Source organism: Streptomyces sp. NPDC017095 (genome assembly GCF_044332325.1).
In the GTDB taxonomy this organism is placed as follows: domain Bacteria; phylum Actinomycetota; class Actinomycetes; order Streptomycetales; family Streptomycetaceae; genus Streptomyces.
In genome coordinates this window covers 87,184-106,171 of sequence record NZ_JBIROU010000010.1, presented here as the reverse complement: position 1 = coordinate 106,171, position 18,988 = coordinate 87,184, and the positions used below count along the sequence as shown (strand labels likewise).

The following is an 18,988-nucleotide window of genomic DNA, read 5'->3' as shown; positions in this document are numbered from 1 at the left end:
GGCGTCGTATTACGCCTCTGCGGAAGGATCACCCGTCCGGGGCTGGACGGGGTGGACAACGGGGGCCGAAGCAGTCGCTCCGGCCCCTGCCGCGTAGGGCTTACGCCTCCTCGTCGACCCACGACATCAGCTTGCGCAGCTGCTTGCCGGTGGTCTCCAGCAGGTGCTCGGAGTCCTGCCGCTTGTACTCGTCGTACTTCTTCAGGCCGCCGTGGTACTCGTCCATCCAGTTCCGGGCGAAGGTGCCGTCCTGGATCTCGGCGAGGACCTTCTTCATCTCGGCCTTGGTGGTGTCGGTGATGATGCGCGGGCCGGTGACGTAGTCGCCCCACTCGGCGGTCTCGGAGACCGACCAGCGCATCTTCTCCAGGCCGCCCTCGTACATGAGGTCGACGATCAGCTTCAGCTCGTGCAGGCACTCGAAGTAGGCGATCTCCGGCTGGTAGCCGGCCTCGACCAGGGTCTCGAAGCCCGCCTTGACCAGGGCCGCGGTGCCACCGCACAGCACGGCCTGCTCGCCGAAGAGGTCGGTCTCGGTCTCCTCGGTGAAGGTGGTCTTGATGACGCCGGCGCGGGTGCCGCCGATGCCCTTGGCGTACGACAGGGCCAGCGCGAAGGCGTTGCCGGAGGCGTCCTGCTCCACGGCGGCGATGCACGGAACGCCGCGGCCCTCCTCGTACTGACGGCGCACCAGGTGGCCCGGGCCCTTCGGGGCGACCATGCAGACGTCCACGCCGGCCGGGGGCTTGATGAAGCCGAAGCGGATGTTGAAGCCATGGCCGAAGAACAGCGCGTCGCCGTCCTTGAGGTTGTCCTTGATGGACTCCTCGTAGACCTGGCCCTGGATCGGGTCCGGGACCAGGATCATGATGACGTCGGCCTCGGCGGCGGCCTCGGCCGGGGTCACCACGCGCAGGCCCTGCTCCTCGGCCTTGGCCTTGGACTTCGAGCCCTCGTGCAGACCGACACGCACGTCGACACCGGAGTCGCGCAGCGACAGGGCGTGGGCGTGGCCCTGGCTGCCGTAGCCGATGACCGCGACCTTGCGGCCCTGGATGATGGACAGGTCGGCGTCGGCGTCGTAGAACAGCTCGGCCACTTTGGGTTCTCTCCTTGTGTGCAGGTGGTGCGTCCCACCGTATGACGGCGGGCGGGACGGAAGTTCGCGGGTCTCGGCATCCGGGCGACCCTGATCGCGGCCGCCCGGACGGGGTCTTACGCTGTCCGGTCGAGTGCGCGCAGCGACCGGTCCGTGATCGAACGGGCGCCCCGGCCGATCGCGATGGTGCCGGACTGGACCAGCTCCTTGATGCCGTACGGCTCCAGCATCTTCAGCATGGCGGACAGCTTGTCGGTGGAACCGGTGGCCTCGATGGTCACGGCCTCCGGGGAGACGTCCACGGTCTTGGCGCGGAACAACTGGACGATCTCCACGACCTGGGAGCGGGTCTCGTTGTCGGCGCGGACCTTCACCAGGACGAGTTCGCGCTGCACGGCCTGGCCGGGCTCCAGCTCGACGATCTTCAGCACGTTGACCAGCTTGTTGAGCTGCTTGGTCACCTGCTCCAGCGGCAGGTCCTCGACGGTCACCACGATGGTGATGCGGGAGATGTCGGGGTGCTCGGTGACGCCGACCGCGAGCGAGTCGATGTTGAAGCCGCGCCGGGAGAACAGGGCGGCGATCCGGGCGAGGATGCCCGGCGTGTTCTCCACCAGGACGGAGAGCGTGTGCTTGGACATGGTGTTCTGCTCTTCCTTGCCTGTTGACGGTCAGTCGTCTTCGTTGTCGCCGAAGTCGGGGCGGACGTCCCGGGCGGCCATGATCTCGTCGTTGGAGGTGCCGGCGGCGACCATCGGCCAGACCATGGCGTCCTCGTGGACGATGAAGTCGACGACGACCGGGCGGTCGTTGATGGAGTTGGCCTCCGCGATGACCTTGTCCAGGTCCTCGGGGCGCTCGCAGCGCAGGCCCACGCAGCCCATCGCCTCCGACAGCTTCACGAAGTCCGGCACGCGGGTGCCGCGGGCCGCGGGGTTGACGTCGTCCGGACCGCTGTGCAGCACGGTGTTGGAGTAGCGCTGGTTGTAGAAGAGGGTCTGCCACTGGCGGACCATCCCGAGGGCGCCGTTGTTGATGACGGCGACCTTGATCGGGATGTTGTTCAGGGCGCAGGTGGTCAGTTCCTGATTGGTCATCTGGAAGCAGCCGTCGCCGTCGATCGCCCAGACGGTCCGGTCCGGGCGGCCGGCCTTGGCGCCCATCGCGGCCGGGACCGCGTAGCCCATCGTGCCGGCGCCGCCGGAGTTGAGCCAGGTGGCGGGCGTTTCGTACTCGATGAAGTGCGCGGCCCACATCTGGTGCTGGCCGACGCCCGCGGCGAAGACGGTGCCCTCGGGGGCCAGCTTGCCGACGCGCTCGATGACCTGCTGCGGGGAGAGCGAGCCGTCGCCCGGCAGGTCGTAGCCGAGCGGGTAGTTCTCGCGCCACCGTTTCAGGTCGCTCCACCAGGCGGTGTAGTCGCCCCGGTGGCCCTCGGCGTGCTCCTTCTGCACGGCCTGCACCAGATCGGCGATGACCTCGCGGGCGTCACCGACGATCGGCACGTCCGCGGCGCGGTTCTTGCCGATCTCCGCCGGGTCGATGTCCGCGTGGACGATCTTGGCGTACGGCGCGAAGCTGTCCAGCTTGCCGGTGACCCGGTCGTCGAAGCGGGCGCCGAGGGCCACGATCAGGTCGGCCTTCTGCAGCGCGGTGACCGCGGCGACGCTGCCGTGCATGCCGGGCATGCCCAGGTGCTGCGGGTGGCTGTCGGGGAACGCGCCGAGCGCCATCAGGGTGGTGGTGACCGGCGCGCCGGTCAGCTCGGCCAGCACCTTCAGCTCCGCCGTGGCGTGCGCCTTGAGCACCCCGCCGCCGACGTACAGGACGGGCCGCCGGGCGGCGGTGATCAGCTTGGCGGCCTCGCGGATCTGCTTGGCGTGCGGCTTGGTCACCGGCCGGTAGCCCGGCAGGTCCATCACCGGCGGCCAGGAGAAGGTGGTCTTCGCCTGGAGCGCGTCCTTGGCGATGTCGACCAGGACCGGGCCCGGGCGGCCGGTGGAGGCGATGTGGAACGCCTGCGCGATCGTCCGCGGGATGTCCTCGGCCTTGGTGACCAGGAAGTTGTGCTTGGTGATCGGCATGGTGATGCCGACGATGTCCGCCTCCTGGAAGGCGTCCGTGCCGATCGCCTTGGAGGCGACCTGGCCGGTGATCGCGACCATCGGCACCGAGTCCATGTGCGCGTCCGCGATCGGCGTGACCAGGTTGGTGGCGCCGGGGCCGCTGGTCGCCATGCAGACGCCGACCTTGCCGGTGGCCTGCGCGTAGCCGGTGGCCGCGTGACCGGCGCCCTGCTCGTGCCGGACCAGGACGTGCCGCACCCGGGTGGAGTCCATCAGCGGGTCGTACGCCGGGAGGATCGCACCGCCGGGAATGCCGAATACCGTGTCCGCGCCGACCTCCTCGAGGGAGCGGATGAGGGACTGCGCACCCGTGACGTGCTCGACGGGGGCGGAGTGCTGTCCTCCGGAACGGGGCCGCGGCTGCGGATGGTGGGCCCCGGTGGCCTGCTCGGTCATCGGCATTCTCTTCTCGATGCTGAGGGTTTTTGCGAGGTTCGGGCGGAGTCGGGCCGCTGCACGGAAGGTGCCCGTGCAACAAAAAACCCCTCGTGCCGCAAGGCAAGCGAGGGGAGCGCGCCGGTGAGGTCGCTGGGGAGTCCGGATCGTCCTCCGGCGGTTCCCAGCTCAGCCGACGCGCTGTCCAAGTACGAGAATTCGGGTGCGCATGGCACTGACCCTCCCCCCGGCACGCACCACGTGTCAAGTGGGTGGGACGGGCGTCTCAGCATGTGAGCGAAGGCCACTTCCACCTCCGAACACGGCGGGCACACTTCCGGTGTACACCCCCTACGGCTCTCGCGCACTGCCCGCGAACGCGGGTTCGGCCGGGGCATGCGGCACCGGATAGTGGCCGGATCCCAGCGCCCGGCGCAGCCGGTACTCGTCCAGTGGACCGGCGAACGCCATGCCCTGCCCGTGGGTGCAGCCCATCGCCCGCAGCGCGACCACCTGCTCGGGCAGGTCGACGCCCTCGGCCACCGACTGCAGGCCCAGATCGCCGGCGATCCGCAGCAGACCACTGGTGATCTTGTACAGCCGCGCCGACTCCACCACGCCCTCGACCAGACCGCGGTCCAGCTTGAGGATGTCCACGGGCAGCCGCCGCAGCGCCGTGATGGCCGCGTAGCCGCTGCCGAAGCCGTCCAGGGCGATCCGCACGCCGAGCCGGCTCAGCGCGTTCAGCCGCCGCTCCAGCTCCTCCAGCGGGACCCGGGGATCGGTGTCGGACAGCTCGACGATCAGCGCCCCGGGCGGCAGCCCGTGCCGGGTCAGCAGCGCCTCCACCGAGGCCAGCGGCGAGGAGCGGTCCAGCAGCCGCCGGGCGCCCACCCGGACCGCCACCGGGACGGCGACGCCGGCCGCGGCCCGCTCGGCCGCCTGCGCCACGGCCTCCTGGAGGGTCCAGCGGTCCAGCTCGGCGGTCTTGTCACCGTCCTCGGCCACCCGCAGGAACTCGGCCGGGGTGAACAGCACGCCCTGGGAGGAGCGCCAGCGCGCCTGGGCGCTCACCGAGGTGATCCGGCCGCCGGCCAGCGACACCACCGGCTGGTGCAGCAGGGTGAACTCGCCGTCGTGCAGCGCGGCGCGCAGCCGGGTGGCCAGCTCCGCCTTGCGCACGACGTCCTGCTGCATCTGCGGCTTGTACAGCTCGACCCGGCCCTTTCCGGCCGACTTCGCGCGGTACATCGCCAGGTCGGCGTTGCGCAGCAGCTCGCCCGCGCCGAGGCCCGGTTCGGCGAAGGCGACGCCGATGGAGGCGTTGACCCGGACATCGTTGCCGTCGATGGCGTACGGCTGGGAGAGGGTCACCCGGAGGCGGTCGGCCAGCTCCAGGATGTTCCGTTCCCGGGCCGCGCGGTCCCGGGAGCCGTCCCCGACGATCAGGGCCGCGAACTCGTCGCCGCCCAGCCGGGAGGCGGTGTCGCCCTGGCGGACCGCGTCCTGGAGCCTGCGGGCGGCCTGGATGAGCAGTTCGTCCCCGGCCTGGTGGCCGATCGTGTCGTTGACCGCCTTGAAGCCGTCGAGGTCGATGAAGAGCACTGCCGTGCCGTGCAGTACGGCACCCCGGTCGGTGGCCCGGCGGCCGGACAGGGCCTGCTGCACCCGCCGGGTGAACAGCGCCCGGTTGGGCAGGTCGGTCAGCGGGTCGTGCTCGGCGTTGTGCTGCAACTGCGCCTGGAGGCGGACCCGTTCGGTGACGTCCCGGCTGTTGAAGATCAGGCCGCCCTGGTGGCGGTTGACGGTCGACTCCACGTTGAGCCAGCCGCCGTCGCCGGAGCGGAAGCGGCATTCGATGCGCGTGGTGGGCTCCTCCAGCGGGTTCGCGGCGAGGAAGCGGCGCACCTCGTGCACCACGCAGCCCAGGTCCTCCGGGTGGATCAGCCCGGCCAGTTCACTGCCCACCAGTTCCTCGGCGGGCCGGCCGTACACCCCGGCGGCGGCCGGCGAGACGTACCGGAGGATGCCGTTCGGCGCGGCGATCATGATGACGTCGCTGGAGCCCTGCACCAGGGAGCGGAAGTGGTTCTCCTTCTGCGCCAGCTCCTGGGTGAGGGTGATGTTGTCCAGCAGCATGATCCCCTGCCGGATCACGAGCGCCAGCACCACGGCGCCCGCGGTGATCAGCACGACGTGGTCCGGCCTGCGGCCGTTGAGGACGTTGTACAGGATGCCGAGGGTGCACACCGCCGCGGCCAGGTACGGCGTGAGGGCGGCGAGGGAGCCGGTGAGCGGCCGGTCCGCCGGGTACCGGCCGGGCTCGCCGCCCGGTCCGGGCAGCGGGGACACGGGCTGGTGGGCGGCGTGCCACCGGCCGGCGGCGCTCTGCCGGGCCGTGTGCCACCGGCCGGTGTGCGCGTGGCCGTTGTTGCCTTGGCCGTTGATCCCCTGGCCGGTGTGCCCGTGGCCGTTGTTGCTCTGGCTGTTGTTCCCTTGGCCGGTGTAGCCCTGGTCGGTGTAGCCCTGGCCGGTGTGCCTTTGGCCTGGGGCGTGCTGGTCCGGGCCGTGTCGGTCGGTGCCATGCCGGTCCGGGCTGTACCGGTCGGTGCCGTGCCGGTCCGGGCCGCGCTGACCCGGTACGTGTTCGTGGACCACGCGTGTGTGCCGCTCGGCCGCGGGGGTCCGGGGCACGCCCTGCCGCCGGGGCGCGGCCCAGGGGGCGTAGGCGAGCAGCAGCGAACCGGCGAACCAGCCCGCGTCCAGCAACCGGCCGGAGCGGTAGCTGCTGTGCAGCAGCGGCGAGGTGAACAGGGCGTCGCACATCACGGTCAGCGCGAGCGCGCCGATCGCGGTGTTCACCGCCGTGCGGTTGCCCGGAGCGCGCCGGAAGTGCAGCGCGAGGACCATGCTGACCAGCGCGATGTCGAGCAGCGGGTACGCCAGCGACAGCGCGGCGTGGGCCACGCTCGACCCGTCGATCCGGGCCGCCTGGGCGAGCGCGAGGCTCCACGACAGGGTGAGCAGCGAGCCGCCGATCAGCCAGGCGTCCAGCGCGAGGCAGATCCAGCCCGCCCTGCTCACCGGCCGCTTGGCGAGGACCAGCAGGCCGACGATGGCGGGCGGCGCGAAGCACAGGAAGAACAGGTCGGCGTAACTGGGGCTGGGCACGTCGGCGTCCAGGACCACCTCGTACCACCCCCAGACCGCGTTGCCGAGGGCCGTCATCGCCGCCGACAGGGCGAACAGCAGCCAGGCGGAGCGGAAGCGGACGCGCGTGCCGCGGGCGTACAGGAAGCAGGAGACCGCGGCGGTGGCCGCTGCCGCGCTCAGGCCGAAGTCGCCCATGGCGTCCGCGACCTGCTCCGTGCCCCAGCCGAACGCGGCGCCGGCGGCGTAGGCCGCGCAGACCACGGCCAGCGCGAGCTGCTCCGCCAGGCGCCGGTTCTCACCGGCGGCCGGCCGGCGGGGCGGCGGTGCCTCGTCGTGCGGGTGCGGCGCGCGCACCGCGTCGTCGAGGGTGGTCGTCATCGAGGTCGAAGCGCTCACCGGGGCCTCCCGGTGCGTGCCGCTCCCGGGTCCCGGCGGTCCCGCTGCGCCGGATACGCGTGCCGGCGACGCCCGCCGGTCCTGCGCTGGTGCTGGCTGGTGTACCGGCCGCGCCTGCGCGTGGCCGTGCGCCAGGGTCGCCGTCGGCGGCTCCGCCGCGTCGGATCGTTCGTCCATAGGCCGTGCATCGCCCGTCGCCCCCCTCACGAATACGAAATGTCCATCCCCAGCGCCGAACGGTCAGCGGCGCAGCCCCTGTCGGGGACGATACACCAGGATCGTCACTCAGGGACATAGCGTCTCTACGCTCCGTGACGACCAGCGGGTATGCGGGTACAGGCCGCGTCCGAAAGGTCGCGGAGGGTGCCGGAAGCGGGCTACCGCCCGTTTGCTCCCGCCGCGTCGGACCCGGTGGTGAGGATCACGTTCCGCAGCGGCTCGCGGTTCACATAGCGGGTCAACTGGTCCGCGATCAGCCGCTTGGCGCGCGGCAGGAAGGCCGAGGAGGGGCCGCCGACATGGGGGGTGATCAGCACGCCGGGCGCCTGCCACAGCGGGTGGCCGGCGGGCAGCGGCTCGGGATCGGTCACGTCCAGGGCCGCCAGGATCCGGCCGCGCTCCAGCTCGGCGAGGAGGGCGCCGGTGTCGACGACGGGACCGCGCGCGACGTTCACCAGGAGCGCGCCGTCCCGCATCCTGGCCAGGAACTCCGCGTCGACGAGGCCCTTCGTGGCCTCCGTGAGCGGGGTGCAGAGGATCACGACGTCCGCGTCCGGAAGCAGTGAGAGCACATCGGTGATCGGGTGCACGGGACCGCGCGCCGTCGTGCGCCGGGAGCGTGCGACGCGCGCCACCCGCGCGACCTCGAAGGGCGCGAGCCGGTCCTCGATGGCGGCACCGATGGAGCCGTAGCCGACGATCAGGACGTTGCGGTCGGCGAGGGACGGACGGAAGGCGCTCTCCCAGCGTTCCCGCTGCTGGGCGCGGACGAAGCCCGGGAGACCGCGCAGCGCGGCGAGGGTCAGGGTGAGCGCCAGCTCGGCCGTGCTCGTCTCGTGCACGCCCCGCGCGTTGCACAGCCGTACGCCCGGCGGGAGCGCGGAGAGCCGTTCGGTGATGTCGTCGACGCCGGCGGTGAGCGTCTGGACGACCCGGACGCCGGTCAGCTGCGCCAGCGGCCCCACCCGGACCGACAGCCGCTTCATGTACGGCACCACATAGACGGCGCACTCCGCCGGGTCGCCGGGAAACGGCTGGTCGCCGTGGTCACCTCCGTCCCAGAACAGATAGCGGGGCCCGGCGGGCAGCCCCTCGATCTCCTCGGGCGGCAAGGGAAGCCAGACGTCTGCGCTCATGCCAGGAGGCTATGTCAGGCGTGCGCGGGCGCAGAGGTTAGGTTGGGGGCCGGGCAGAGGGAGGTTCACGAGCAGGTGGAGCGCAGGACGATCGGCGCGGGGGGACTCGCGGTGGGGGCCGTCGGACTCGGATGCATGCCGATGAGCTGGGCGTACAGCGGATCGCGGCGGCGGGGCGAGGAGTCCGTCAGAACCGTGCACCGGGCGCTGGACCTCGGCTGCGATCTGCTCGACACCGCGGACATGTACGGCCCGTTCACCAACGAGCTGCTGCTGGGCCGGGTGCTCAGGGAACGGCGCCGGGACGCCTTCGTGTCCACGAAGGTGGGGCTGCTGGTGGGCGAGCAGCACGTCGTGGCCAACGGCCGCCCCGGTTATGTGCGGCGGGCCTGCGACGCCTCGCTGCGCCGGCTCCAGACGGACGTGATCGACCTGTACCAGCTGCACCGCGCCGACCCCGAGGTGCCCGTCGAGGAGACCTGGGGCGCGATGGCCGATCTGGTGCGGGCCGGGAAGGTGCGGGCGCTGGGCCTGTGCGCGCTGGGAGCGCGCGTCGGGCGCCGCTCGGGCGGCGGGCCGCACGACGCGACGCTGCGCCAGTTGCAGCGGGTGCAGCAGGTGTTCCCGGTGAGCGCGGTGCAGGCGGAGCTGTCGGTGTGGTCCCCGGAGGCGCTGGGGGCGCTGCTGCCGTGGTGCGAGGCGCGCGGGGTCGGTTTCCTGGCGGCGATGCCGCTCGGCAACGGCTTCCTGACCGGCACGCTGACGCCGGGCGAGGGCTTCGAGCGGGACGACGTGCGCGCCCGGCACCCGCGGTTCACCGCCGAGATGATGGCGGCCAACCAGCCGATCGTCGCGGGCCTCAGGCGCGTCGCCCGCCGCCACGGCGAGCAGGTCACCCCGGCCCAGGTGGCGCTGGCCTGGGTGCTGGCGCAGGGCCGTCATGTGATCGCGCTGCCGGGCACCAAGCGGGAGCGCTGGGCCGCGGAGAACGCGGCGGCCGCCGGGCTGCGGCTGACCGCGCGGGACCTGGCGGAGGTGGCGCGGCTGCCGGCGGCGCAGGGTTCGTGGGACTGAGGTTCCGGGCCGTCGGCGGTTTCGGGCCGTCGGCCGCCGGGGAGGCGGGACGCGGCGGCGGGGGCGGAGGATGAGGGCGAAGCGCCCGCCGTGGGCCGCCGCCTCGAAGGGACCGTGATCGTGCGACGCCGAACCGCACCGGCCGTGCTGGCCGCGACCGCCCTGCTGCTGACGGCGGGCTGCTCCTCGGGCGCGGGGGACGGGCCGGGCCGGGCACCGGCCGCCACGGCGCCGGGCGGCGCCTCCTCGGCGGGGACCGCGCCGTCCGTGCCGTCCGCGCCGGCTCCTCCGGCCAAGGGCTCGGCGCGGGTGCTGCGCACGGTGGCCGAGGGGCTGAAGACTCCCTGGGGGCTGGCTCCGCTGCCCGGCGGCGACCTGCTGGTCTCCTCCCGGGACGAGGGCACCGTCACCCGGATCGAGGCGAAGACCGGCCGGAAGACCGAACTGGGCACGGTCCCCGGGGTCGCGCCGGCCGGTGAGGGCGGACTGCTGGGCATCGCCCTCTCCCCCGGCTACGCCTCGGACCACATGATCTACGCCTACTTCACCTCGGCCTCCGACAACCGCATCGTCCGGATGCGCTACGACGAACGCCGGCCGGCCGGTGACCGACTGGACGCTCCCGACACCGTGTTCAAGGGCATTCCCAAGGGCACCATCCACAACGGCGGCCGGATCGCGTTCGGCCCGGACGGCATGCTGTACGCGGGCACCGGGGAGAGCGGCCGACGGGGGCTGGCGCAGGACCGCGCGTCGCTGGGCGGCAAGATCCTGCGCATGACCCCGGAGGGCGAACCGGCGCCCGGCAACCCGTTCCCCGGCTCCGTCGTCTACTCCACCGGCCACCGCAACGTCCAGGGTCTGGCCTGGGACGGTCGGCAGCGGCTGTTCGCCTCGGAGTTCGGGCAGGACACCTGGGACGAGCTGAACGCGATCAAGCCGGGCGACGACTACGGCTGGCCCGAGGCCGAGGGCCGGTCCGCCGGCACCCGCTTCCACGATCCGCTGGCCCAGTGGCACACCGACGACGCCTCGCCCAGCGGGATCGCCTTCGTGAACGGCGTGATCTGGATGGCCGCTCTCAAGGGCGAGCGCCTGTGGCGCGTCCCGCTGAACGGCACGGCGGCCGCCGCCACCCCGCAGGCGTTCCTCACCGGCGACTACGGCCGGCTGCGCACGGTGGCCCCGGCGGCCGGCGACCGACTCTGGCTGATCACCAGCAACACAGACGGCCGAGGCACCCCACACGAGGGCGACGACCGACTGCTGGAAGTCCAGGTGCGCTGACCGGGACGGACCGGCAGGACGGGGCCCGGGACCCGGCGCCTTGCGCGGCCGTGCCCGGAGGACCGGGCCGGGCGCGGACCGCCCGGCAGGGCCGGGCCCGGGACCCGACGCCTGCACCGCCGTGCCCGGGACCCGGGCGTCTGCACGGCCAGGCCCGGAGATCCGGGTCGGGCGCGATCCACCCGGCGCGGCGGGCCCGCGCCCGCGCGCCGACGGCCGGAAGTCGCTACGGCGCCGCCTCCCTCTCCGTCCGCATCCGCCTCCGGGTCGGCGCTCGGAGGGTCGGCGCTCGGAGGGTCGGCGCTCGGAGGGTCGGCGCTCGGGGGGGTCGGCGCTCGGCGCCGCGGCCCCGTGCCCGCGCGCCGACGGCCGGGGGCCGCTACGGCGCCGTCTCCCTCTCCGCCGCGTCCGCGTCCGCTTCCGGGACCGGGACCGCGTCCGGGTCCGGGGCCAGTTCCGGGTTCGGGTTTGCGTCCGGTAGGCGTATGACCGCCTTGCCCGAGGTGAGGTCGATGGGGCCGTGGCCCGGGTCGGTGTCGCCGACGTCCTCACGGGTCAGTTCCAGCCGGTTCTGCTCGTCCCGCGTGTGCTTACGGCCGGGCGCGAACAGGTCCTCGAAGGCGTTGAACACGGCTCCCCCTCCTGCCGGTTTCCTCCAGCGTAGGTCTCAGCCGGGCGTTTCGGCAGCGAGCGTCCCGGCCACGAACAGGCCGAGCCGGTGCGCCACCGCCGCCGCCTCGCCCCGGCCCGAGACGCCCAGCTTGCTCAGGATGTTGGAGACGTGGACGCTCGCGGTCTTCGGCGAGATGAACAGCTCCTCGGCTATCTGGCGGTTGGTGCGGCCGGCCGCGACCAGGCCGAGGACGTCCCGCTCCCGGCTGGTCAGGCCGAACGCCGCGGCCGGGTCGGCGGCCGGCGCCCGCCGGGAGCCGCGGCCCAGCGGCAGCCGGGCGCGCTGGGCGAGCTGTGCGGCGGCGTCGGCGAGCGGGCGGGCCCCCAGCTGGTCGGCGACCGCCGCGGCCAGCCGGAGCAGTTCCACCGCGCGGTCGCGTTCCTCCTCGCATCCCCCGGCCAGCAGCGCCGCGGCCAGCCGGTGCCGGACCCGGGCGAGGTCGTAGGGCCGGTCCAGGCACTCGAAGGCGGCGACGACCGGGGCCCAGGTCCCGGCCGTGTCCCGGCCCGTCGCGCGGAGCAGTTCGGCCCGGGTCCACGCCCTGTAGCCCTCCCACAGGGGCACGTCGGCGGTGAGGGTCCGCACGGCCGCCGAGACCCGGTCAAGCATCTCGGTGCGGCCGGGCAGCGCGGCGGGCAGGGTGCGGGCGTCGGCCTCGGCGGTGGCGGCGGCCAGCAGCAGCGGCCAGCCGTGGCGGTGGGTGCCGGGCGGGAACCCGGCGTCCAGGGCCGGGAGCAGGGCCGCGCGGGCGTCGGCGATCCGGCCTTCGGCGGCGGCGACCCCGAGGGTGATGCGGACCAGCGGCAGGGACTGCTGGGGTCTCGGGTCATGGGTGCCGTACCAGGCGCGGGCGGCGGCGAGCTGCCGGCCGGCCTCGGCGAGGTCGCCGCGGGCCAGGGCGAGATGGGCCAGGCGCAGGGCGCCGGCGGCCCGGGGCTTGGCGCTGTGCCCGACCTGGGCCGCGTGTGTGGCGGCCTCGGCGGCCTCGTCCCACCGGCCGAGCGCGTCCAGCGCGTCGGAGAGGTTGCCCCAGGCCCAGGCCCCGGAGTCCAGCAGGCCGTACCGGCGGCAGAACTCGATGCCCTCGCGCAGCAGCGGGACGGCCTCCCGGTCCCGGCCGACGCCGCGCAGCGCGGACGGCAGGTTCACATAGGCGCGGCCCGCCACCGGGTGCACGCCCTCGTCCAGGGTGTCCCGCAGGACCTGCCGCATCTGCGCGAGCCCGGCCTCCGGGTCGCCGGCCTCCACGGTCAGGCCGCCCAGGGTGAGCAGGGCGTGCAGTTCGGTCTCGCGGGCGCCCACCATGCGGGCGTACTCCACGGCCCGCTCGGCGGCGGCGAGGGCCTCGGGGCCGGGCCGGTGCTGCATCGACCAGTTGGCGGCGACCGCCAGCACCTCGGCGTGCACCTCGGACGGCGGCAGGCCGCGCACCAGCTCCTGGGCGGTGGCCAGTTCCTGCCAGCCGTCGCCGCGGGCCTGGGCCTGGACCAGCCGGGAGCGCTGCACCCAGAACCAGGCGGCCCGCAGCGGGTCCGGGTCCTCCTCCAGCAGGCGCAGGGCCCGCTTGGTGATCTTCAGGGCGCGTTCGCGCTCCCCGCCGAAACGGCCCGCCACCGCCGCCTCGGCCATCAGGTCGAGGAAGCGCAGCGGGGTGGTGGCCGGGTCGCAGCCGCACGGAGGATAGACCTCCGCGTAGTCGACGGGGCGCAGGGCGGCGCGCACCTCGCGCGGGGCGCTGTCCCACAGCTCCATCGCCCGCTCCAGCAGGCCCAGTTGCTCGGTGTAGGCGTGCCGGCGGCGGGCGACGACGGCGGCGGCCAGGACGGCGGGCAGGGCCTTGGCCGGATCGTGGGCGTGGTACCAGTAGGTGGCCAGGCGCATCACCCGGGCGTCGGCCGGGACGAGCGTGGGTTCGGCCTCCAGTGCCTCCGCGTAGCGCCGGTTGAGCCGGGAGCGCTCGCCGGGCAGCAGGTCGTCGGCGACGGCCTCGCGGACCAGGGAGTGCCGGAAGCGGTAGCCGTCGCCGGCCCGGGTGACGGTGAGGATGTTGGCGCCGACCGCGGCCCGCAGCGCCTCGATGAGGTCGTCCTCGGCCAGTTCGGCCACGGCGGCGATCAGCCGGTACTCCACCGTGGAGCCGCCCTCGGCGACGATCCGGGCGACCCGCTGGGCGCTCTCGGGCAGCGCCTCGACCCGGACGAGGAGCACGTCGCGCAGGGAGTCGGTGAGGCCGGTGCAGTTGCCCTGGCAGTCGGCGACGGCGAGTTCCTCGATGAAGAAGGCGTTGCCGTCGGAGCGGGCGTAGATCTCGTCGACTCGGGCGGGGTCGGGTTCGGCGGCGAGGATGCCGGCGATCTGGCGGCCGGCCTCCTCGCGGGTGAAGCGATCGAGTTCGATGCGGCGGACGGTGCGCAGCCGGTCCAGTTCGGCGAGCAGGGGGCGCAGCGGGTGGCGGCGGTGGATGTCGTCGGAGCGGTAGCTCGCCAGCACCAGCAGCCGGCCGGCGCGCAGCGTGCGGAACAGATAGGCGAGCAGGTGGCGGGTGGAGGCGTCGGCCCAGTGCAGGTCCTCCAGGACGAGGACGACGGTGTGGGCGGCGGCGACCCGCTCCAGCAGCCGGGCGGTGAGTTCGAACAGGCGGGCCATGCCCTGTTCGTCGTGGCGGCCGGCCGGGGCCTCGCCGAGGTCGGGCAGCAGCCGGGCCAGTTCCTCCTCCTGGCCGGCCGCGGCGGCGGCGAACTCCGCGGGCAGGGCGTCGCGCAGGGCGCGCAGCGCGGCGGAGAAGGGCGCGAACGGCAGCCCGTCGGCGCCGATCTCCACACAGCCGCCGACGGCGACGACGGCACCACGGCCGGCGGCGGCCGTGGCGAACTCCTCCACGAGGCGGGTCTTGCCCACGCCCGCCTCGCCGCCGAGCAGCAGCGCCTGCGGCTCGGCGGCGCCGGCGCGGCCGAGCGCGTCGCTCAGCACGGCCAACTCGGCGGCGCGGCCGACGAACACGGGACTGACAGACCTGTTCTCCACGGGCCCGAGCATCGCACGAGGCCGGGAGGGCCCGGCACTGGTTTTCCACAGCCCCGGTGTGATGGTCGTACCGGTGCTCGGCCGATTCGTCCCGCCGTGTCCGGCCCCGGACGACGGCACCGCCGAAGGCGCGGAGGCGGACGGGGACGGCGGAAGGGCCGTACGGCTCCGCCGGGAAGCCGTACGGCCCTCGGGCCCCGAGCGGCCGACCCCCGTCCGGCCGCTCCGTACCCCTGCCGTCACGCGGTGCGGGGCCGGCCGTGCCGGCGGGGGCCGGCGGTATGCGACTCGGCGGCCGGGGCACCGTCGCCGGTTCGCTCGCGGCGCGCGGCGCGGCGGGAGCGGACGGCCTCGCGGGCCAGGCGCTCCAGCTGGGCCTCGCGGCGCAGCTCGGCGGAGCGGAGTTGGTGCAGTTCCAGGCTGTACATGGCGGTTCCTCCGGGAGATTCGGTGGGTGTGCGCCGCGTTCCGCGACGACTCCACTTTCGTCTTCACCAGGGGTGTGCCGCATCGGGAGGGTTCCGCATCTTCCCGCCGCCGCCGTCCGGCATCCGCGCGTAAGTAGGGCCTTACCGGCCGGTGCGGCGCGCGCGGACGCCCTAAGGCACCTCAGCCGGCGGAGGGCAGCCCCAGGAGCGCGTCGGAGTACTTCAGCACGGCCAGCAGCAGACCGACGACGCCGAGGCTGACGCCCGCCCAGGCGACCGACCTGATCCAGGCGGGCCGCGGCCGGCCGGGTGCGCCGAACGCGGGCCGGACCAGCACGACCACGCCGGTGACCAGCGCGGCCAGGGCGAACAGGCCGGCCCACAGGGCGGTGGTGTGCCAGGAGTCGCCGTAGACCTCCTTGAGCTGCGTGCCGACGCTCGCGCTGGTGGAGGTCCGCAGCTGGCCGACGAGCTGCTCGCGGGCGGCGGCGACGGTGCCGATCCAACTGCCGCTGAGCGAGACCAGGCCCAGCGCGGCGGAGACGACGGCGCCCGCGCCCAGCCCGACCCCGGAGGACGCCTCGGAATCGGCGTCCCGCGCCCCGCCGTCCTCGCCGGTCACATCGACCCCATCGACCCCGGCGTCCTTGGCGGTCGTGGTCCCGTCGGCGCCGTCCCCAGTGGCGGTCGTGGTCCCGTCGGCGCCGTCCCCAGTGGCGGTCGTGGTCCCGTCGGCGCCGTCCCCAGTGGCGGTCGTCGGTTTCGTCTCGTCGTCCTCGCGCGTCCCGGTGCCGGTCCCGGAACCCGCCGCGGCGTCTCCCGCTGTCTTCGTTGCCATGTCCGGCACCGTACGGACGCTCTCTGAGAGGTCCCTTAACGTGCGGCACGCGCGCGTGCCGCACGCCACTCGGGTGCCAGCAGCGCCCAGATCTCGGTGCTGGTGCGCACGCCCCGGTGCGGGTAGTTCTCGCGCAGCACGCCCTCGCGGGTCATGCCGAGCCGCCGGGCCACGTTGATGCTCGGCTCGTTGGCGGAGGACACGTGCCACTCCACCCGGTGCATGCCGCGCTCCTCGAAGGCCCAGTCGCACAGCAGCCGCATACCGCGGGTGACCAGCCCACGGCCGGCCGCGGCCGGCTCCAGCCAGCAGCCGGCCTCGCACACCCCGCTCGCGGTGTCCCAGACACGGAACAGCAGCCCGCCGACCAGCCGCCCGTCCAGCCAGATCCCGTGCAGGCCGCCGGCGTCGGCGGCGCGCTTGTCGGCGTACGACCTCAGCCAGGCGCGGGCGCCGTCGAGATCGCCGACCACCTCGGCCAGGCCGACGTGCCGCCCGATGAACTCCCGTCCCCGGTCGATGTTGGCCAGCAGCTCGCCGGCGTGCCAGACCTCCAGGGGCCGCAGTTCGGCGCCGTCCGCACCCAGTGATATCGCGTACATCGTGCCGCTCGTCCTTCCCTCGGTCCGTCCGCCGGGGCCCGGCGGCAGAGCAAAGGTACGGGTGATCACCACATCCGCCGGCGGCGCCCGGCCGCCGCGGACTCCGGCGCGTACGACCCCGCGGCCTTCCGGGCGGGAAAACCGGGTGCGGGGCGGTGTTCCCGGCTGCTAGGCATGGGTGCTTGTGACCGACACACCGACCGCATCCGACGCGCTCACCCAGCGCGTCACCCATCCCCGCTACCCCCGCAGCAACGGCTACGACGCCCGCTGGGCCGTCGAGAACCAGATGGGCCCGCACGCGTTGTGGCAGCTCGAGTGGCTCGCCCCCGCGCTGGGCCTGGCGGACCTGCCACCGGACGCGCGCGTGCTCGACCTCGGCTGCGGACGGGCGATGACCTCCGTCTTCCTGGCCCGGGAGTACGGCGTCCAGGTCGTCGCGGCCGACCTGTGGATCACGCCCGACGAGAACGCCGTACGCCTCGCGGAGGCCGGGGTGGCCGACCGGGTGCTGCCGGTGTCCGCCGAGGCGCACGACCTGCCGTTCGCCGAGGGCTCCTTCGACGCGATCGTGTCCGTCGACGCGTACCAGTACTTCGGCACCGACGACCTCTACCTGCCCACGCTGACCCGGCTGCTGAAACCGGGCGGCCGCATCGGAGTCGTCGTCCCCGCGCTGCGCGAGGAACTGCCGGGCAGCGAGCCGCCCGAGCATCTGAAGCCCTGGTGGGAGCCCGCCTTCTGGTGCTTCCACTCCACCGGCTGGTGGCGGCGCCACTGGACCCGCAGCGGTGCCGTGGCGGTCGAGACGGCCGACTGGCTGGAGGACGGCTGGCGCGACTGGCTGCTGTGGAGCGAGGTGGTCGCCGACGAGAGCCCGAGCGACCTGCACGTCCGCATGGCGGGCCGGTCCGTGGAGATGCTCCGCGCGGACCGGGGACGCACGCTGGGCTTCGCCCGGGTGGTGGGCCGCCGGGCATAGCCGTACGGCCCCGGAAGGACGTGCCTTCCGGGGCCGTACGCCTTGACTCGTCAGCCTTCGTCGACGCCCAGTTGGGCGAGGATCAGCTCCTTGACGCGGGCCGCGTCGGCCTGGCCGCGGGTGGCCTTCATGACCGCGCCGACCAGGGCGCCGGCCGCGGCCACCTTGCCGCCGCGGATCTTGTCCGCGATGGCCGGGTTGCCGGCGATGGCCTCCTCGACGGCGGCGGTCAGCGCGCCCTCGTCGGAGACGACCTTCAGGCCGCGCTTGTCGACCACCTCGTCCGGGGTGCCCTCGCCCGCGAGGACGCCCTCGATGACCTGGCGGGCCAGCTTGTCGTTCAGGTCGCCCTTGGCGACCAGCTCGGTGACCCGGGCCACCTGCTGCGGGGTGATCGCCAGCTCGTCCAGGGCCTTGCCGGACTCGTTGGCGCTGCGCGCCAGCTCGCCCATCCACCACTTGCGGGCGGAGGCCGCGTCGGCGCCGGCGTCGATCGTGGCGACGATCGGGTCCAGCGCGCCGGCGTTGAGGATGGCCTGCATGTCCGTGGCCGAGATGCCCCAGTCGGCCAGCAGCCGGGTACGGCGGGCCAGCGGCGGCTCGGGCAGGGCCGCGCGGATCTCCTCGACCCACTCGCGCGAGGGCGCGACCGGCACCAGGTCGGGCTCCGGGAAGTACCGGTAGTCCTCGGCCTCCTCCTTCACGCGGCCCGAGGTCGTGGACCCGGTGTCCTCGTGGAAGTGGCGGGTCTCCTGGATGATCGTGCCGCCGGAGGAGAGCACGGCCGCGTGGCGCATGATCTCGTAGCGGGCCGCCCGCTCCACCGAACGCAGCGAGTTGACGTTCTTCGTCTCGCTCCGGGTGCCGAACTTCTCGCTGCCCTTGGGCATCAGCGAGAGGTTGACGTCGCAGCGCATCTGGCCCATCTCCATGCGGGCCTCGGAGACGCCGAGGGCCCGGATGACCTCGCGCAGCTCGCGGACGTACGCCTTCGCCACCTCGGGGGCGCGCTCGCCGGCGCCCACGATCGGCTTGGTGACGATCTCGATCAGCGGGATGCCGGCGCGGTTGTAGTCCAGCAGGGAGTGGGACGCGCCGTGGATACGGCCCGTGGCGCCGCCGACGTGCGTCGACTTGCCGGTGTCCTCCTCCATGTGGGCGCGCTCGATCTCCACGCGGAAGGTCTCGCCGTCCTCCAGCTGCACGTCGAGGTAGCCGTCGAAGGCGATCGGCTCGTCGTACTGGGAGGTCTGGAAGTTCTTCGGCATGTCCGGATAGAAGTAGTTCTTCCGGGCGAAGCGGCACCACTCGGCGATCTCGCAGTTCAGCGCGAGGCCGATCTTGATCGCGGACTCGACGCCGGTCGCGTTGACGACCGGGAGCGCGCCGGGCAGGCCGAGGCAGACCGGGCAGGTCTGGGTGTTCGGGTCGGCGCCGAGCGAGGTCGAACAGCCGCAGAACATCTTGGTCGCGGTGCCGAGTTCGACATGGACCTCAAGGCCCATGACGGGGTCGTACGCCGCCAGGGCGTCCTCGTACGACACCAGGTCGGTCGTGGTGGTCACGGTGAAAACTT

At 73.6% G+C, this 18,988-nt stretch carries 14 protein-coding genes; 3 read left to right on the top strand and 11 right to left on the bottom strand.

Annotation, left to right across the window (positions count from 1 at the left end):
• Window positions 1-100: 100 nt before the first annotated feature.
• From ilvC to ACH4OA_RS21310, 5 genes are all read right to left on the bottom strand, one after another.
• A complete protein-coding gene (gene ilvC, locus ACH4OA_RS21330; RefSeq protein ID WP_365874739.1) occupies window positions 101-1,099 on the bottom strand; it encodes a ketol-acid reductoisomerase in 999 nt (332 codons plus the stop codon).
• A 116-nt stretch (window positions 1,100-1,215) separates the two neighbouring features.
• Window positions 1,216-1,740 (bottom strand): acetolactate synthase small subunit, encoded by a 525-nt coding sequence (ilvN, locus tag ACH4OA_RS21325; protein ID WP_365874741.1) that lies wholly within the window; start codon window positions 1,738-1,740, stop codon window positions 1,216-1,218.
• 30 nt (window positions 1,741-1,770) lie between these two features.
• Complete coding sequence (locus ACH4OA_RS21320; protein WP_365874743.1) at window positions 1,771-3,621, bottom strand: acetolactate synthase large subunit; 1,851 nt, start codon at window positions 3,619-3,621, stop codon at window positions 1,771-1,773.
• 330 nt (window positions 3,622-3,951) lie between these two features.
• Complete coding sequence (locus tag ACH4OA_RS21315) at window positions 3,952-7,149, bottom strand: putative bifunctional diguanylate cyclase/phosphodiesterase (RefSeq protein WP_397943014.1); 3,198 nt, start codon at window positions 7,147-7,149, stop codon at window positions 3,952-3,954.
• Between the two features lie 377 nt (window positions 7,150-7,526).
• On the bottom strand, window positions 7,527-8,504 hold the full coding sequence (locus ACH4OA_RS21310) for a 2-hydroxyacid dehydrogenase (protein WP_397943013.1): 978 nt from the start codon (window positions 8,502-8,504) through the stop codon (window positions 7,527-7,529).
• Between the two features lie 75 nt (window positions 8,505-8,579).
• Here ACH4OA_RS21310 and ACH4OA_RS21305 point away from each other — a divergent pair, with 75 nt between their 5' ends.
• Both ACH4OA_RS21305 and ACH4OA_RS21300 read left to right on the top strand, forming a co-directional pair.
• Window positions 8,580-9,578 carry an aldo/keto reductase gene (locus ACH4OA_RS21305; RefSeq protein ID WP_397943011.1) on the top strand — a complete coding sequence of 333 codons (999 nt, stop codon included), beginning with the start codon at window positions 8,580-8,582 and terminating at the stop codon, window positions 9,576-9,578.
• Between the two features lie 114 nt (window positions 9,579-9,692).
• Window positions 9,693-10,865, top strand: coding sequence for a PQQ-dependent sugar dehydrogenase (locus ACH4OA_RS21300; RefSeq protein WP_397970181.1), 1,173 nt, complete (start codon window positions 9,693-9,695; stop codon window positions 10,863-10,865).
• A 379-nt stretch (window positions 10,866-11,244) separates the two neighbouring features.
• Here ACH4OA_RS21300 and ACH4OA_RS21295 read toward each other — a convergent pair whose 3' ends face one another.
• From ACH4OA_RS21295 to ACH4OA_RS21275, 5 genes are all read right to left on the bottom strand, one after another.
• On the bottom strand, window positions 11,245-11,496 hold the full coding sequence (locus tag ACH4OA_RS21295) for a DUF6191 domain-containing protein (RefSeq protein ID WP_397970179.1): 252 nt from the start codon (window positions 11,494-11,496) through the stop codon (window positions 11,245-11,247).
• Between the two features lie 36 nt (window positions 11,497-11,532).
• Window positions 11,533-14,574 (bottom strand): AAA family ATPase, encoded by a 3,042-nt coding sequence (locus tag ACH4OA_RS21290; RefSeq protein ID WP_397970177.1) that lies wholly within the window; start codon window positions 14,572-14,574, stop codon window positions 11,533-11,535.
• A 227-nt stretch (window positions 14,575-14,801) separates the two neighbouring features.
• Window positions 14,802-14,990, bottom strand: coding sequence for a hypothetical protein (locus ACH4OA_RS21285; RefSeq protein ID WP_397943006.1), 189 nt, complete (start codon window positions 14,988-14,990; stop codon window positions 14,802-14,804).
• 181 nt (window positions 14,991-15,171) lie between these two features.
• Window positions 15,172-15,828 carry a hypothetical protein gene (locus ACH4OA_RS21280; RefSeq protein WP_397970176.1) on the bottom strand — a complete coding sequence of 219 codons (657 nt, stop codon included), beginning with the start codon at window positions 15,826-15,828 and terminating at the stop codon, window positions 15,172-15,174.
• Window positions 15,829-15,863: 35 nt separating this feature from the next.
• Window positions 15,864-16,430 carry a GNAT family N-acetyltransferase gene (locus tag ACH4OA_RS21275; protein ID WP_397943003.1) on the bottom strand — a complete coding sequence of 189 codons (567 nt, stop codon included), beginning with the start codon at window positions 16,428-16,430 and terminating at the stop codon, window positions 15,864-15,866.
• A gap of 184 nt (window positions 16,431-16,614) precedes the next feature.
• On the opposite strand from ACH4OA_RS21275, the gene ACH4OA_RS21270 reads away from it, so the two are divergent.
• Entirely contained in the window at window positions 16,615-17,412 is a 798-nt protein-coding gene (locus ACH4OA_RS21270) for an SAM-dependent methyltransferase (protein ID WP_397970174.1), read from the top strand.
• A 50-nt stretch (window positions 17,413-17,462) separates the two neighbouring features.
• Here ACH4OA_RS21270 and gatB read toward each other — a convergent pair whose 3' ends face one another.
• On the bottom strand, window positions 17,463-18,977 hold the full coding sequence (gene gatB, locus ACH4OA_RS21265) for an Asp-tRNA(Asn)/Glu-tRNA(Gln) amidotransferase subunit GatB (protein ID WP_365883765.1): 1,515 nt from the start codon (window positions 18,975-18,977) through the stop codon (window positions 17,463-17,465).
• Between the last annotated feature and the right edge of the window lie 11 nt (window positions 18,978-18,988).

What these genes read in the sequence shown, in the direction of transcription:
- ilvN (WP_365874741.1), bottom strand. Translation starts at nt 1,740, where the DNA reads ATGTCCAAGCACACGCTCTCCGTCCTGGTGGAGAACACGCCGGGCATC.
- ACH4OA_RS21320 (WP_365874743.1), bottom strand. Translation starts at nt 3,621, where the DNA reads ATGACCGAGCAGGCCACCGGGGCCCACCATCCGCAGCCGCGGCCCCGT.
- ACH4OA_RS21310 (WP_397943013.1), bottom strand. Translation starts at nt 8,504, where the DNA reads ATGAGCGCAGACGTCTGGCTTCCCTTGCCGCCCGAGGAGATCGAGGGG.
- ACH4OA_RS21290 (WP_397970177.1), bottom strand. Translation starts at nt 14,574, where the DNA reads ATGCTCGGGCCCGTGGAGAACAGGTCTGTCAGTCCCGTGTTCGTCGGC.
- ACH4OA_RS21285 (WP_397943006.1), bottom strand. Translation starts at nt 14,990, where the DNA reads ATGTACAGCCTGGAACTGCACCAACTCCGCTCCGCCGAGCTGCGCCGC.
- ACH4OA_RS21280 (WP_397970176.1), bottom strand. Translation starts at nt 15,828, where the DNA reads ATGGCAACGAAGACAGCGGGAGACGCCGCGGCGGGTTCCGGGACCGGC.
- ACH4OA_RS21275 (WP_397943003.1), bottom strand. Translation starts at nt 16,430, where the DNA reads ATGTACGCGATATCACTGGGTGCGGACGGCGCCGAACTGCGGCCCCTG.